Raw genomic sequence first — 14,912 nt, 5'->3', positions numbered from 1 at the left:
GCTCCTTGCGTATCCCAGGATCGAAGGTGGGATGCTGAATGGACCGAATCTTTTTGTGGTCAACGTTCTGGAATGGCCAGAATTCAAACGTGATAGCTGGCAGCGCAGATCATTGGATCTGGTTCCGTTGCCAACGATAGGAGATGCCGTCTATATTTCACTCCGCCATCAGTAGTCACGAAACGGTTCGATGGCAACGGCCCTCCCTTCGAAGCACGTGAACCGTTTCATAACCTGTTCATCCCGGCTTCGGTCTGCCATGGGCGTAAGCAACCAGGATGTCGTGGCTCGGATGAAGAACGCCCCCTGGTTCATCGAGGTCGGTTCGAAGGACTTGAAATCTTGGCACAACGTTCGAGTCCGCTCGAGAATCGTCAGATGGGCCAGGAAATAGGAGTATTGTTATGAATCTGACCCCACAACAACGTGATCAAATCGCTGCTGAAGTGAAGAGATTCGCAGCGGATCTGCATCTCAGCCCCGATCAGAAAGAAAAACTGCAAAATTGCTTTCAGGATGCTCGAGGCAAGCTGGGTGATTACATGAACGACCATCCGAATGTCACGAAGGCAGATATCGCCAAAGAACTCTCATCCCATCGTGAACAGATTCGCCAGCGTGTGGTGAATTTCCTGAATGCAGAGCAACTTAAGAACTGGGACGCTGAGATTGCCAAGGCCAAGGATTTCCTCGGCCAGCACATGGCATAACTGAACTTCTCTAACCGCTCGGTGGCGACGGACAACCTTGATCGCCACCGAGCTCTCAACTCTCGGACCGACGCTTCAGGAGACCGATGTTAGAGCCTCAGTCCAGTCGCTTGCTTCCAACCCAAAAGGCCTGAACGTCTCCATCGTCGCGAGGGAAAACGCTGTCACGACTGGCTGTGCTGCATGTAGCATCCTGTTAAGCAGGCGACGCTTTACCGGCTCTCAAACATCGATGAAAAAAATCCTCTTTACCATCTTGCAGTTCCTTCTCTTCCTCATCGTCTTCGCTGTCGGCAGCTTCCTGCGTCCCTTCCATCTGCGATGGGGTGTCACCGTCACCTCTGGCAACGCCACGCGTTTCTTCGTTCCTGACGGCCTTCTGCTCACCCTCGGCGTCTTCCTGGTGATCGTCGTTCTGCAAGCCCTTCGCAAGCGCCTCTGCAACACAACTTGGACGGTCATCGCCTTCCTCGCCGCCGTCGCTGCCGGTTACGCCCTTAGGCTCGGCTTCATTACCCGCGATATCTTTTAGTAAGCCATGCCGAAAGACTACGCGCCGCCTTCTAACTTCTTCTCCCTCCTGAACGTCGCGCAACAACGCCTCGACGAAGGCTTCGCCGACCTGCCTCGAGTCCCCGCACCTACGCTCGATCAGCAGGCCGCCGCCATCCTCAACGAAGCCGCCACGCGCCTGCAAGACAACTACCCCTACGGCCACCCGCTCTACGCGGGCCAGATGCTCAAGCCGCCTCATCCCATAGCCCGCGCAGCCTATGCGCTGGCGATGTCGATCAACCCCAACAACCACGCGCTCGACGGCGGCCGCGCCAGCTCCGCGATGGAAGTTGAAGCTGTCGCTGCACTTGCGAAGATGTTCGGCTGGGGCGATAACAATGGGGGGCATCTCGGCCATCTCACGAGCGGAGGCACCTTCGCCAACCTCGAAGCGCTCTGGGTTGCGGGCCAGCTCACCCCCGGCAAGACCATCGCCGCCTCCGACCAGGCCCACTACACCCACAGCCGCATCTCCAGCGTCCTCGGCCTGCCATTCACCAGCATCGCGTCCGACGCGACCGGCCGCATGGACCTGGCCGCGCTCGAGCAGGCCCTTGCTTCAGGCGACATCGGCACCGTCGTCGTCACGCTCGGCACAACCGCCATCGGAGCCGTCGATCCGCTCGACCGCATCCTCGCGCTTCGCCAGCGCTACAGCTTCCGCATCCACGTCGACGCGGCCTACGGTGGATACTTCACCCTCGCCTCCAACCTCCCGCCAGACGCCCGGGCTGCTTACGACGCCATCGCGCATGTCGACTCCATCGTCATCGACCCTCACAAGCACGGTCTACAGCCCTACGGCTGCGGAGCCATCCTCTTCCGCGACCCCTCCGTGGGTCGCTTCTACAAACACGACTCTCCCTACACCTACTTCTCGTCGAAAGAGCTCCATCTCGGCGAGATCTCGCTCGAGTGCTCGCGCGCCGGAGCCTCCGCCGTCGCCCTGTGGGCCACGCAACGCCTGCTCCCCTACACGCCAGGAGGCGAGTTCGCGCGAGGGCTGGAAGCTGGCCGAAACGCAGCCCTCGAACTAAGCCTCCGGCTCGTAGCCGACGAGCGCTTCGTCACTCCCATCGCCGCACCCCAGCTCGACATCCTCTTCTGGGCTGTGCGCGCCGAGACTCCGGAGCACTCCTCGACGCTCGCGCAGTACATCTTCGACGAGGCCGCCCGCCTGGACCTTCATCTCGCCCTCGCCAATCTCCCCACGCGCCTCTTTCCCCAGGAGGCATGGCCCTTAGCGAAGCCCGGCTACGTCACGTGCCTGCGCTCCGTCCTCATGAAGCCCGAGCACCTCGACTGGGTCGACCCGATCTGGCAGCGCCTCGACCTGGCCGCGACTAGCGTCTTACGTCGCTGAAAAACCGACCCGAATTACTTATCTCCTGCCTCTCCAACACTCTCCCACAGAAGCACTAGTCAATACCCCTAACGAACCACCGCAGATGCCCCATTTCTGGGGCGTCTCTGAGCAACCACTTTGGTAAACTCACGCAAACGGGCCCCAAAACTCCGGTTGCACCGGAGATGATGCTGAAAGCCGGTGCAACCGCACAGCACGCCCGGGAGGCCAGTACCTTCCCCCGGGGGGTCGGCCAAAAAGGAACACCACTGCATGAGTCCCTCCACCGCTCCCTCCTCTGACACGATCAATATCTGTAGCCGTACGATTGCCTACTTTTCCATGGAGATCGCTCTCTCCCCGACGTTGCCCACCTATTCCGGCGGCCTCGGCATGCTCGCAGGGGACACTCTGCGCTCGGCAGCCGATACCGGCGCGCCCATGGTGGCCGTCTCCCTCGCACACCGCCGCGGCTACTTCCGCCAGATTCTCTCTGATCTCGGCCAGCAGACCGAAGCCGATGTCCCTTGGTCGCCCGAGTCCACCCTCCCCAGCGCCAATCAGATCATCGCCCTCACCCTGCAGGGCCGCCAGCTCCTCGTCCGCGCCTGGCGCTTCGACGTCAAAGGCGTCACCGGCCACGTGATCCCCGTCTACCTTCTCGACACCGACGTCGAAGGCAACGACCCTTGGGACCGCAAGCTCACCGACCACCTCTACGGCGGCGACTCCTACTACCGCCTCTGCCAGGAGGCCGTCCTCGGCCTCGGCGGCATCGCGCTCCTCCATGCCCTCGGCTGCAAGCCCGAGGTCTACCACATGAACGAGGGCCACGCCGCGCTGCTTTCCATCGCGCTCCTCGAAGAGCACCTCGCCGGCGAGCCCCTGGCTCAGGCCACCGACAGCGATCGAGACGCCGTCCGCAAGCAGTGCGTCTTCACGACCCACACCCCCGTCCCCGCCGGTCACGATCAGTTCGGCATCGACCAGATGTACCAGGTCCTCGGCCAGGACCGCGCCGCCGCCATTGAGGCCGCCGGCTGCCTCCACAACGGCCTCTTGAACATGACCTACCTCGCCCTGCACTTCTCCCGCTACGTCAACGGCGTGGCCATGCAGCACGGCAAGGTCTCCCAGCAGATGTTCCCCGAATACAAGGTGCACTCCATCACCAACGGCGTGCACGCCGCCACTTGGCTCTCCGCGCCCTTCCAGGAGCTCTTTGACGACGAGATTCCCGAGTGGCGCACCGACAATAATTACTTCCGTTCCGTGTACGGCATCGATCCCGCGCGCATCGCTGCCTGCCACATGAAGAACAAGCACCGCCTCTTCGCCACCCTGGCCAAGCGCACAGGACACTACTTCAACCCCGGCGTTCTCACCCTCGGATTCGCCCGCCGCGTCGCCACCTACAAGCGCGCGAGCCTTCTGCTCAACGATCCATCCCGTCTCGTCGCTCTCGCCGAAAAGATCGGTGGGCTGCAGATCCTCTTCGCCGGCAAGGCCCACCCCGCCGACAACGCCGGCAAGAGCCTCATCCGCGAGGTCTACTCTGCCGCGATCAAGCTCAACTCCTTGTCGCTCAAGATCTACTACATCGAAAACTACGACTGGGAGCTCGGCGCGCTGCTCACTCAGGGCGTGGACGTCTGGGTCAACACGCCCCGCCGCCCCTACGAGGCCTCCGGAACCTCAGGCATGAAGGCCGCCGTCAACGGCGTGCCCTCGCTCTCGATCCTCGATGGCTGGTGGATCGAAGGCTGCGCCGAGAACACCACCGGCTGGGCCATCGAAGACGGCGAGAACGAGGAAGCCGAGGCCGACAGTCTCTATGACAAGCTCGAGCAGCGCGTCGCTCCGCTCTTCTCGAATCCGCAGGCTTGGGCAAAGCTGCAGCAGCACTGCATCGGAATCAATGGGGCCTTCTTCAACACGCATCGCATGCTGCGCCAGTACTACAGCGACGCCTACTTCCCGCAGCCCGTCGTTCCATCAGCCGAGCCGCAGGCGCAACCGCTGGCCGCGACAGTTGAGGCGACGACGGCTGTCCGCTCCCTCGCCTAATCGCTTGCGCGGTCCGGCGTTCGCCATCGCCGGACCGCAAAGATCGCAGCTCCCGCCAGCAGGATCACTCCGGCCGTGCGCATCTCGCGCAGAAAGTTTGGCCGCGAGACCAGGATGAAGAGAAAGCCGCTCAAGGCCAGCACCGCAGGCAAAGGATAGAGCGGCATTCTGAATCCACCCGCGCGTCGCTGCCGCCTGTGCTTCGGCAGCATCACCGCCACTCCCTGCAGCAGAAACTGAAACAGGATGCGGATGACCACCAGTGTCGTGATCACCTCCTGCAGACGGAAGATGCAGCACAGCAGCGTCATCGCGCCCAGCGTCATCAGCGAGTGCTGCGGAATCCGGTGCTTTGGATGCACCGCGCCAAACCACGCCGGAAAGTTACCGTCGCGCGCCGCCGCAAAGGGAATCCTCGAGTAGCCGAGCAGCAGCGCAAACACCGAGCACAGCGCCGCCAGCGAGATCAGCACCACCATCACCCCTGCCGCCCCATGCCCGTATAGCCGCTCCATGAAGACGGCCATCGTAAAGATCTGCGCATGGCTTCCCGTCTCCTGCACCATCTCGCGCCAGGGCAGCACGCCCAGCACGCTCACATTCATCAGCAGATACAGCGTCCCCACAATCGCAATCGATCCCAGCACAGCGCGCGGAATCGTCCTCTGCGGATCGCGAACCTCCGAGCCCAGAAAGCACACGTTGTAGTAGCCCCAGTAGTCATACGCCGAGATCAGCAGCCCCGCGCCAAGCCCCGTAAAGAAAGCGCGATTCAGGTGAAACGCGCCGGCAGGGAAGTCGAACGCCAGCCGAGGATGAAAGTGCGTGAAGCCCGCGAAAATAATCAACAGCAGCGTAAGGATGACGACGACGCCAAGCCAGCGAACAATCCTGTCGATCTCCACGATGCTGCGATACAGCACCACCAGCGCGATCGCGCACGCCGCCATCGCAATCATCGTCTGCCCGCTCAGCACAATCGGCACGCCCAGCAGGGAAGTAGAGGCGAAGGCGCGACTGGCACCCGGAGCGAAGAACGAAACATACTGCGAGAACCCGATGCATCCCGAAGCAATCGAGAGCGGCGCGCTAAAAAGCACCTGCCACGCATACAGAAACGAGAAAGCACGCCCCGCCCCGCGCTCGCCATAAAGGTGCCTCAGGTACGCGTACGATCCTCCCGCCTCCGGATACGCCGTCCCCAGCTCGCTCCAGATCAACCCGTCGCACAGCGAGAGCAGCGCGCCCAGCGCCCAGCCCAGAATCGCCTGCGGTCCGCCCATCGCCGCCACGAGCAGCGAGAGCGTCACAAACGGCCCTACTCCCACCATGTCGATGACGTTCAGCCCCAGCGCCGACGCTGTCGAAAGCCCGCGCTCCAACTCCGCCGGCTTAGTCTTCTTCGTCAAGGGAAGGCGGCTAACGTCCATCGGCCCGCCGCAACAGCGCAACCGCGCCGCTCCATGCAACGCCCGCTCTCAACTCGCGTTCGACAAGATCGGTCATCGCCCTCTGCATCATACCGTCCCTTCCGCCCACGCACCGACCGGCTTGCGCCCTGCATCCAATGGAGGCTGAGTAAAATAGATTCATACCGTCGTTTGAGAGATTCACTTCACTTGCCGCCAGGCGGCCCGGCAAGCTCAGGAGTTTTGTTTCGAATGAGACCTGACCTCTTCCGTGGACACGCTGCCATCGGCCTGACGCTCCTCTCCCTCGTCTTCGACGGCCCCAGCCTCGCGGCCCAACAGCCGGGGACACCGGCTTATCAGTCGGCCTTCGCGCGTCCGCTTCCCATTGACAGCGGCTCGACAGCTCTCGCGCAGTCTCTCCAGAAACTCCACACTCGTGCCTCACTCGCCATGGTCACCGCGCACCCCGACGACGAAGACGGCGGCATGCTCACCTACGAGTCACGCGGACAGGGCGTCGACACCTCGCTCCTCACACTCAACCGCGGCGAGGGCGGCCAGAACGTCATGACCTCCGACTACTGGGACGAGCTCGGAACTCTCCGCACCCAGGAGCACCTCGCCGCCGGCAACTACTACGGCATCCACCAGTACTACTCCCGCGTCGCCGACTTCGGCTTCTCCAAGACCATCGACGAAGCCCTCAGGACCTGGGGCGAGCAGCGCGTCCTCTACGACGCCGTCCGCTTCATCCGCCTCACGCGTCCGCTCGTCGTCACCTCCGTCTTCGTCGGCAACGTCTCCGACGGCCACGGTCACCATCAGGTCGCCGGCTACACCGCGCAGCAGGTCTACAAGCTCGCGGGCGACCCCACCGTCTTTCCCGACCAGATCAAGGCAGGCCTCCTTCCCTGGTCACCGCTCAAGGTCTACTGCCGCCTCCCCTTCGCCCGGGTCACCGACAAGGGCATCTACGACTACGCAACCGGCCACTACGCTCCCGTTCGCTTCCGCAACTACGTCAATAACACATGGATCGAGGGCCTTCCCTCCGCTACGGTCGAGGTTCCCAGCGGAACCTACAACCCACTCCTGGGCGCCAGCTACATGCAGATCGCGCGCGAGGGGCTCAACGAGCAGAAGACGCAGAATGGCGGTATCGCCATTCCGCTCCCTCGCGCCACCTCCAGCCCCTACCACCTCTACGCCTCACGCGTCGCCGCAGCGGAGCATGAGTCCTCCTTCTTCGACGGCATCGACATCTCACTCGCCGGCATCGCCTCCTATGCTCCCGTCACCGAACAGGGGCCGTGGCGCGAAAAGCTGAACGCCCTCAACGCGACCGTCGAGTCCGCCATTAGGAACTTCGACGCGGCGAATCCCTCCACCATCGCGCCCACTCTGGCCAGTGGTCTCGCCCAGACGAACACTCTCCTCGACGACGTCGCCAAAAGCGGTCTTCCCGCCGAGGCCCGCTACAACATGGCGCACGAGCTCACAGTCAAGCAGCGCCAGTTCAACCTCGCGCTCCAGCAGTCGCTCGGCCTTGCGCTGCTCGCTAACACCAGTGAAGACTCCAGCCCGACACGTCCCGGCCCCTTCGGCGACATGTCCCTGCAGCAGGTAACCTCGCAGACCGTTGTTCCCGGCCAGTCCATCGGCGTTGCCGTGCACATCGCCAATCAGGGCAGCGAACCCGTCTCGCTCTCGAGTGTTGAGGTCCTCTCGCAGGCCGGCCCCGGCTTCACGATCACCCCCAATGCCTCCATCACCGGCGAGCTCGCTGCCGGAGCCTCACGCGACCAATCCTTCGGCGTCACCGTGCCCCCGCACCCCGAGCTCACCAAGCCCTACTTCAGCCGTCCCAGCCTCGCGCAGACCTGGTACGACATCGACGATCCGCGCTACCTCGGCCTTCCCACGCGCCCCTATCCGCTGCTCGCCCAGGCCACCGTCACCTATCACGGCGTCAGCATCCAACTCGCCGGAGTCGTACAGACCGTCAATCGCGTCAACGGAATCGGCCCTGTGCTTCAGCCACTGCTCATCGCGCCTGCCATCTCACTCCTCGTCACGCCGCGAGCTGGCATCGTCCCGATCGACGACGGAGCCTTCGACCTCAGCGTCAAGCTGCACAGCAGCGTCAAAGATCCGGCCAAAGGCACCGTCCACCTCGATCTCCCCGCCGGCTGGACCTCCACGCCCGCCTCGGCCGACTTCTCCACCCAGCGCGAGGGCGAGGACCAGAACCTCTCCTTCCGCGTCCAGCCCAGCTCCGTCCAGCCGAAGCTCTACACCATCACCGCCGTCGCCGACTACAACGGCGAAAAGTACACCGAAGGCTTCGAGACCGTCGGCTACCCCGGAGTGCGCCCTTACCCGTACTATCGCCCCGCGACCTATAGAACGACAGGCGTTGATGTGAAGATCGCTCCTGGCCTCAAGGTCGGCTACGTCATGGGGACCGGCGACGACGTAGGTTCCTCGCTCGAAGGCCTCGGAGTCCACCCCACATACTTGGCCGCGCAGGATATCGCCGCCGCCAATCTCTCGCAGTACGACGTCATCATCCTTGGCATCCGCACCTACGCCACGCGTCCCGAGCTCAAGACCTTCAACACCTGCATCCTCGACTACGTCAAAAACGGTGGCACCGTCATCGTCCAGTACCAGACCCCCGAGTACGACCACAACTTCGGCCCCTACCCGCTCACCCTCTCCGGCGACCCCGAGAAAGTCATCGAAGAGGACAGCAAGGTCCAGATCCTCGCTCCCAACGACCCCGTCCTCAACTGGCCCAACAAGATCACTACCGCCGACTTCGACAACTGGGTCGAAGAGCGCGGCCACGGCTTCATCCGCCAATGGGACTCGCACTACGTCGCTCCCACCGAGATGCACGACGCCGGTCAGGACCCGCAGAAAGGCGGCCTCCTCTACGCGCACTACGGCAAGGGATACTACGTCTACATGGCCTACGCCTTCTTCCGCCAGATGCCCGAAGGAGTCCCCGGCTCCTACCGCATCATGGCCAACCTCATCAGCATGAGCAGGAATCACGCGCTCGCCACAGCAACCGGCAATTGAAGCTCTCGCTTTTGTGTTGCTTTTTGGCCGTGCCGTAAGCTGTACATCTGGAGAGCGGCTCAGCCGCTGAGGTACGCTTTTTCAGACATGCCGTATGGCGGGAAACCAAAATTCGCGCCATCTCCAGCTAAGCTGGTATAGAGGTATAGACAGGTTATGACGACCCGCAACTTCCAGCACGCCATGCTCCGCGAAATCTTCGAGCAGCCCCACGCCATCTCCCAGACCCTCGCCGCGTACATCGACGGCTCGAGTCTCCGCGAGGAGGCCTTTCTCGCCGCCCAGCAGGCGCTCGTAGGCCGCGAAAGCCTTCTCATCTCCGCCTCCGGATCCAGCCGCCACGCCGGTCTCTTCGCCGAGATCCTCTTTGAAGACCTTGCCGGCATCGCCGTCGACGTCGAATACGCCAGCGAGTACATCTACCGCTCCACCCAGACCCTCAAGAACCCCTGTTTTCTCGTCATCTCGCAGTCCGGCGAGACCGCCGACACCTCCGAAGCTCTCCGCGAGGCCACCGCGCGCGGTTCCTCCACCATCGCCATCACCAACAAGCCCGAGTCCACCATGGCCAGGCTGGCCGGATGCTCGCTGCCCACCCTGGCCGGCATCGAGCGCGCCATCCCGGCCACCAAGAGCTTCACCAGCCAGCTTGCCGTCCTCTCTCTGCTCGCGCTCTACGCCGCTCGCGTCCGCGGCCGCATGACCCGCGCCGTCGTCGAATCGCTCCTCCACAAGCTCCACGCCGTGCCCGGAGCCATGGAAGCCGCCCTCCCCCAGTGGGAATCTCAGGTCGCCACACTCGCGCGCTCCCTTCAGGCCGCCGAGTCCTTCATCTTCCTCGGCCGCGGCATCCACTATCCCATCGCCCGCGAAGGCGCCCTCAAGCTCAAGGAGTCGGCTTACATTCAGGCCGAGGGCTACCCCTCTGGCGAGCTCAAGCACGGCCCCAACGCGCTGGTAAATCCCCGCACCGCCCTCATTGTCCTCGCCACGCGCGATCCCCACGCTCCCGACTCCGTCCTCCGCTACGAGAAGACGGTCAACCTCCTGCGTGATCTGCAGAAGCAGAAGCCCGAGATCATCTCCATCGTCACCGAGGGCGACAAGCAGGTCACCGAGCTCAGCTCCCACACCATCACGGTTCCGCACGCTCCCGAGTATCTCGCGCCACTCTACGAGGTCGTGCCTCTGCAGCTCCTCGCCTACTTCATGGCCACCGAGCGCCACATCGACGTAGACAACCCCCGCAACCTCGTAAAAGCCGTAGTCCAGGAGTAACTGAGCGAACAGCGAGGGACTACCTACGCCTCGATACGAGCGGCGTCGATCTTTCCGAGCAACCACTGCAGTCCGGCAAGATGCTGTTGATCGTGACTGCACAGATAATTCGCTAAGCTGCGAACCGTGAGCGGGCCATAGCCTTCAAATACCGCAGTCCGACCACATTGCTCAGGCGTCAGGTTTGAGAGCAGGCGCAAAGTCTCGGCACGACCGCCGCGAATGGCGGCGAAGACCTCCGAAGCGTTCGCCTCCGCGTAACGCCGCTCCTTCGACAGCACATAACCGTCCAGACTTTCAAGAGTCGGAGTATCCTCTCGAAGCGTGCGTTTGAAGCGCACGTGATAGCCGTCAAGTTCAATGTCCCGGACGTGGCAGATCTGCTCGATGGCGGTAAACGTCTCGCTGGGGATACCGTCCCAGGACGGTGGAGTCCAATTCCTGTACTCAACCGGGATCGCTTCATAAAAATGCTCGAGTTGTTGAGGGAAGGCAGCGAGGGAGCTAAAGGTCGACTGATTAATCACATCATATGGAGTCCCACGGCCATCAGGAGGTTGCACAATTTTTAGTCGTCCTCATTGCGATGGGTGACTGAGCAACAACGCCGCCAGCTCAGATCATGCTTAGCCCGCGAATCACCGCCACCGCCAGCGCCGCTCCCGCCACTGGTCCCAGCACCGGAACCCACGCATAGCCCCAACCCGAGCTACCTTTGCCTGCAATCGGGAGCACCGAGTGGGCAATCCGCGGTCCCAGATCGCGCGCAGGATTAATCGCATACCCCGTCGTTCCGCCAAGCGACAGCCCGATCCCCCACACCAGCGACCCCACCAGCACCGGCCCCAGCCCCGGAGCCACACCTGCCGGAGCAATACGCTTCGAGAACAGCGCCGTCGCCACCAGCACCAGCACAAACGTCCCCAGCACCTCGCTAACGAAGTTCCAGACCGGCGAATTTACCGCCGGAGACGTAGCAAAGCACGCAAACTTCGCGCCCTTGTCCTCCGTCATTTCCCAGTGCGGCTTGTAGTGCAGCCACACCACCGCTGCTCCGCACAGCGCGCCCAGAATCTGCGCCGGGATGTAGGTGAACAGCCGCATCGCATTGCCCGTCATCATCACCGAAGCCACCGTGAACGCCGGGTTCAGATGCCCGTCTTTATCCCCCAGCGCCGCGCTCACCGCCACGCCCGCAAACACCGCGACGGCCCATCCTGCCGTGATCGAGATCCAGCCCGCGTTCTGCGCCTTCGATCGGTTCAGCAGCGCGCCTGCGACGACGCCGTTGCCCAGCACAATCAGCACAAACGTCCCAACGAACTCACCGACCACAGCAGACAAATTGACCATAGACTTTCACTCGTCCTTGTAGAGATACCCTTGCGCGACCGCGTTGAACGCCTCAAGATCGCGGGCCTTCCACGCCTCATCGCGTCCCAGCTCTATCGCCAGTACATCTGCCACTGCAGGCGCAGCCTCAATCGCGGCCTGGGCATCCAGAAACAGCGCCCGTGTCCGCCGCGCCAGAACATCTTCGACGGTGCGCGCCATCTCCTGCCGCGCTGCCCAGACCACCTCGCGCATCCGGTAGGGAAGCCGCGGATGCAGCAGCGCATCGAGCGAAGGATCGTCCTGCGACAGTTTCTGGATCTTCGGCAGATCGCTGCCATACACGAGTTCATGCTCGGCAACGCCGGCAGTCTGATCCGACCAGCCATGCAGCTTCAGCTCCAGCGTCCGCGAAGCCAGCTTCGGCAGTCCCGCAACCTCGGCTGCGCGATTAATTGCGTCCTCGCCCATGCGCCGGTATGTCGTCCACTTGCCGCCCGTAATCGTTACGAGCCCTGTCTTCGACACCAGCACCGTATGGTCGCGCGACAGCTTCGAAGTCGCGCCTCCGCTCTGCTTCACCAGCGGCCGCAGCCCCGACCACACGCTCAGAATCTCGTCGCTCGCCGGCCGCCGCCCGAAGTACTGGGCAATATGCTCGAGCAGGAATCTCCGCTCCGAAGCCATCGCAAGCGGCTCCGCTGAAGCATGATCGACGGCCTCATCCGTCGTCCCCACCACCGTCGCGCCGTGCCACGGAATCGCGAACAACACGCGGCCGTCCGTGGTCCTCGGAATCATCATCGCCTTGCCGCCCGGAAGCCATGACTGCGGCAGAACGAAGTGCGAGCCCTGGCTCACCGAAAGCAGCTCGCCCTGCCCCCAAACCGGCGTCGCCGCGTCCATCGCCAGAACTTCCTCGGTGAAGACGCCCGTCGCATTCACCACCGCCTTCGCCGCAATCTCAAACCGCACATCGCTCTCGCAGTCACGAGCCTTCACGCCTGCGATCTTCCCGCCGTGCTCGAGCAAGCCAGTCGCCTCGACGTAGTTGATCGCCGTCCCGCCCAGTTCCTCAAACGTCCGCAACAGCGAGATCGCATACCGCGCATCATCGAACTGCCCGTCGTGATACAGAACGCCGCCCTTCAGCCCTTCGCCCGCAACTCCCGGCAGCATCTCCAGCGTCTGCTCACGCGACAGCAGCCGCGAGGCCCCAAACGACAGCTTGCCTGAGAGCAGCTCATACACCTTCAATCCAAACCCGTAGTAGGGAAGCCCGAAGTACCCGAACACCGGAACCACAAACGAGAGGTCATGCACCAGATGCGGCGCATTCCGCAGCATGTGCCCGCGCTCCCTCAGCGCATCGAGCACCAGCGTCACGTTCATCTGCTCCAGGTACCGCACGCCTCCGTGCACCAGCTTCGTGCTGCGGCTCGAGGTCCCCTTGGCCAAGTCAGCGCGCTCGATCAGCACCGTGCGAAACCCGCGCGCGGCGGCCTCCACCGCAGCTCCCAACCCTGTCGCGCCGCCTCCGATGATCACAACATCCCACGGCCCAGCCTGCTCGCCCAGCCTCCGCAGCATCTTCTCGCGTTGCGTCACTCCTGCGTCTCCCCCTCGCGAGCCCAGCCTTCCGCGCGTCCCAGCGCCCGCTTCCACCGCTCACGCACGGTGGCCTGCGTTGCGGCCTTCATCTCCGGCTTGAACACGCGATCCACCTGCCACTGCCGCGAGATCGTCTCCTTGTCCGGCCAGTAGCCCACCGCCAGCCCCGCCAGATACGCGGCTCCCAGCACCGTCGACTCCGCATTCTTCGGCCGCACCACCTCAATGCCCAGCATGTCCGATTGGATCTGCATCATCAGATTATTCCCCGCCGCTCCGCCATCGACGCGCAACTGCGCCAGCGGAACGCCCGAGTCGGCCTGCATCGCCTCCAGCACGTCCGTCGCCTGCAGCGCGATTCCCTCCAGCGCCGCGCGAGCGATATGGCAGCGCGAAGTTCCTCGCGTCATTCCCACCAGCGCAGCGCGCGCGTACGGGTCCCAGTGCGGAGCGCCCAGCCCCGCAAACGCCGGAACCAGAACCACGCCATTCGAGTCCGGAACCGAGGCCGCCAGCTGCTCAATCTCCGCCGACGTGCGAATCATCTGCAACTCATCCCGCAGCCACTGCACCACGGCTCCCGCCATCAGCATGCTGCCTTCGAGCGCATACTCCACCGTTCCGCCGATCTTCCACGCAACGGTCGTCAGCAGCTTGTTCTTCGAGACCATCGGCTTCGTGCCCGTGTTCAACAGCATGAAGGCCCCCGTGCCGTACGTGCACTTCGCCATCCCCGCCGAGGTGCACATCTGCCCAAACAGCGCCGCCTGCTGATCGCCCGCGATCCCCGCAATCGGAACTCCCGCAATCAATCCCGTCGTCGTCCCGCACTCTCCGCTCGAAGCCACCACCTCCGGCAGCATCGACCGCGGAACATCCATCAGCCGGAGCAGCTCCTCGTCCCACTCCATCGTGTGGATGTTGAAGAGCATCGTCCGCGAAGCATTCGTCACATCGGTCACATGCCGCGCACCGTGCGTCAGCTTCCAGATCACCCAGCTATCGATCGTTCCGAAGGCCAGCTTTCCCGCCTCGGCCTTCGCCCGCGCGCCTTCGACGTTCTTCAGTATCCAGTTCACCTTGCTGCCGGAAAAATACGCATCCGGAATCAGCCCCGTCTTCGCCTGAATCGTCGCCCCATCGCCGCCGTTCCGCAGCGCATCGCAGAACTCCGCCGTCCGCCGGTCCTGCCACACAATCGCGTTGTAGACCGGCTCTCCCGTCTCGCGGTCCCACACCACCGTCGTCTCGCGCTGGTTCGTAATCCCAATCGCAGCGATGTCTTTCTCCGTCAGGTCAGCCTGCGCCAGCGCAGCAGTCGCCACGCCACTCTGCGAAGACCATATCTCCGTCGGCGAGTGCTCCACCCAACCCGGCTTCGGGAAGATCTGCTTGAACGGATGCTGCGCAACCGAGACCGCAGCACCCGTCTCATCCACCACCATCGCCCGCGAACTCGTCGTCCCCTGATCCAGCGCCAAGATAAATCGCTTTTCTGCCAAAAGGTCTCCCATC

11 protein-coding genes are annotated in these 14,912 nt (G+C 63.2%); 6 read left to right on the top strand and 5 right to left on the bottom strand.

Annotation, left to right across the window (positions count from 1 at the left end; genetic code table 11):
• The first annotated feature begins 404 nt into the window (after nucleotides 1-404).
• The 4 genes from OHL16_RS07160 to glgP all read left to right on the top strand — a co-directional run bounded on the left by OHL16_RS07160 (nucleotide 405) and on the right by glgP (nucleotide 4,677).
• Nucleotides 405-710, top strand: a complete 306-nt coding sequence (locus OHL16_RS07160) for a hypothetical protein (RefSeq protein WP_263366430.1) — start codon at nucleotides 405-407, stop codon at nucleotides 708-710.
• A gap of 232 nt (nucleotides 711-942) precedes the next feature.
• A complete protein-coding gene (locus OHL16_RS07155) occupies nucleotides 943-1,242 on the top strand; it encodes a hypothetical protein (RefSeq protein WP_263366429.1) in 300 nt (99 codons plus the stop codon).
• A gap of 6 nt (nucleotides 1,243-1,248) precedes the next feature.
• A complete protein-coding gene (locus OHL16_RS07150; RefSeq protein ID WP_263366428.1) occupies nucleotides 1,249-2,628 on the top strand; it encodes a pyridoxal phosphate-dependent decarboxylase family protein in 1,380 nt (459 codons plus the stop codon).
• 255 nt (nucleotides 2,629-2,883) lie between these two features.
• Nucleotides 2,884-4,677, top strand: a complete 1,794-nt coding sequence (gene glgP, locus OHL16_RS07145; protein ID WP_263366427.1) for an alpha-glucan family phosphorylase — start codon at nucleotides 2,884-2,886, stop codon at nucleotides 4,675-4,677.
• Here the strand turns inward: glgP and OHL16_RS07140 are convergent.
• Entirely contained in the window at nucleotides 4,674-6,107 is a 1,434-nt protein-coding gene (locus OHL16_RS07140; RefSeq protein WP_263366426.1) for an APC family permease, read from the bottom strand. The genes glgP and OHL16_RS07140 overlap by 4 nt on opposite strands.
• Before the next feature lie 231 nt (nucleotides 6,108-6,338).
• On the opposite strand from OHL16_RS07140, the gene OHL16_RS07135 reads away from it, so the two are divergent.
• Nucleotides 6,339-9,176: a PIG-L family deacetylase gene (locus OHL16_RS07135; protein WP_263366425.1), complete on the top strand. Its 2,838-nt coding sequence runs from the start codon at nucleotides 6,339-6,341 to the stop codon at nucleotides 9,174-9,176.
• 156 nt (nucleotides 9,177-9,332) lie between these two features.
• Entirely contained in the window at nucleotides 9,333-10,454 is a 1,122-nt protein-coding gene (locus OHL16_RS07130) for an SIS domain-containing protein (RefSeq protein ID WP_263366424.1), read from the top strand.
• 23 nt (nucleotides 10,455-10,477) lie between these two features.
• Here OHL16_RS07130 and OHL16_RS07125 read toward each other — a convergent pair whose 3' ends face one another.
• From OHL16_RS07125 to glpK, 4 genes are read right to left on the bottom strand one after another with little or no spacing between them, the layout of a single operon-like run.
• Nucleotides 10,478-11,017: a DinB family protein gene (locus OHL16_RS07125; RefSeq protein WP_263366423.1), complete on the bottom strand. Its 540-nt coding sequence runs from the start codon at nucleotides 11,015-11,017 to the stop codon at nucleotides 10,478-10,480.
• Between the two features lie 52 nt (nucleotides 11,018-11,069).
• Nucleotides 11,070-11,807 (bottom strand): MIP/aquaporin family protein, encoded by a 738-nt coding sequence (locus OHL16_RS07120; RefSeq protein WP_263366422.1) that lies wholly within the window; start codon nucleotides 11,805-11,807, stop codon nucleotides 11,070-11,072.
• 6 nt (nucleotides 11,808-11,813) lie between these two features.
• Nucleotides 11,814-13,394, bottom strand: a complete 1,581-nt coding sequence (locus OHL16_RS07115) for a glycerol-3-phosphate dehydrogenase/oxidase (RefSeq protein WP_263366421.1) — start codon at nucleotides 13,392-13,394, stop codon at nucleotides 11,814-11,816.
• Nucleotides 13,391-14,899, bottom strand: coding sequence for a glycerol kinase GlpK (gene glpK / locus OHL16_RS07110; RefSeq protein WP_263366420.1), 1,509 nt, complete (start codon nucleotides 14,897-14,899; stop codon nucleotides 13,391-13,393). Before glpK ends, OHL16_RS07115 begins: the two co-directional genes overlap by 4 nt.
• Nucleotides 14,900-14,912: the final 13 nt, after the last annotated feature.

Origin of the sequence: Edaphobacter bradus, assembly GCF_025685645.1 — a bacterium.
In the GTDB taxonomy this organism is placed as follows: Bacteria; Acidobacteriota; Terriglobia; order Terriglobales; family Acidobacteriaceae; genus Edaphobacter; species Edaphobacter bradus.
Note: the sequence above shows the minus strand (reverse complement) of the source record. Positions and strands in the feature narration are given on the sequence as shown.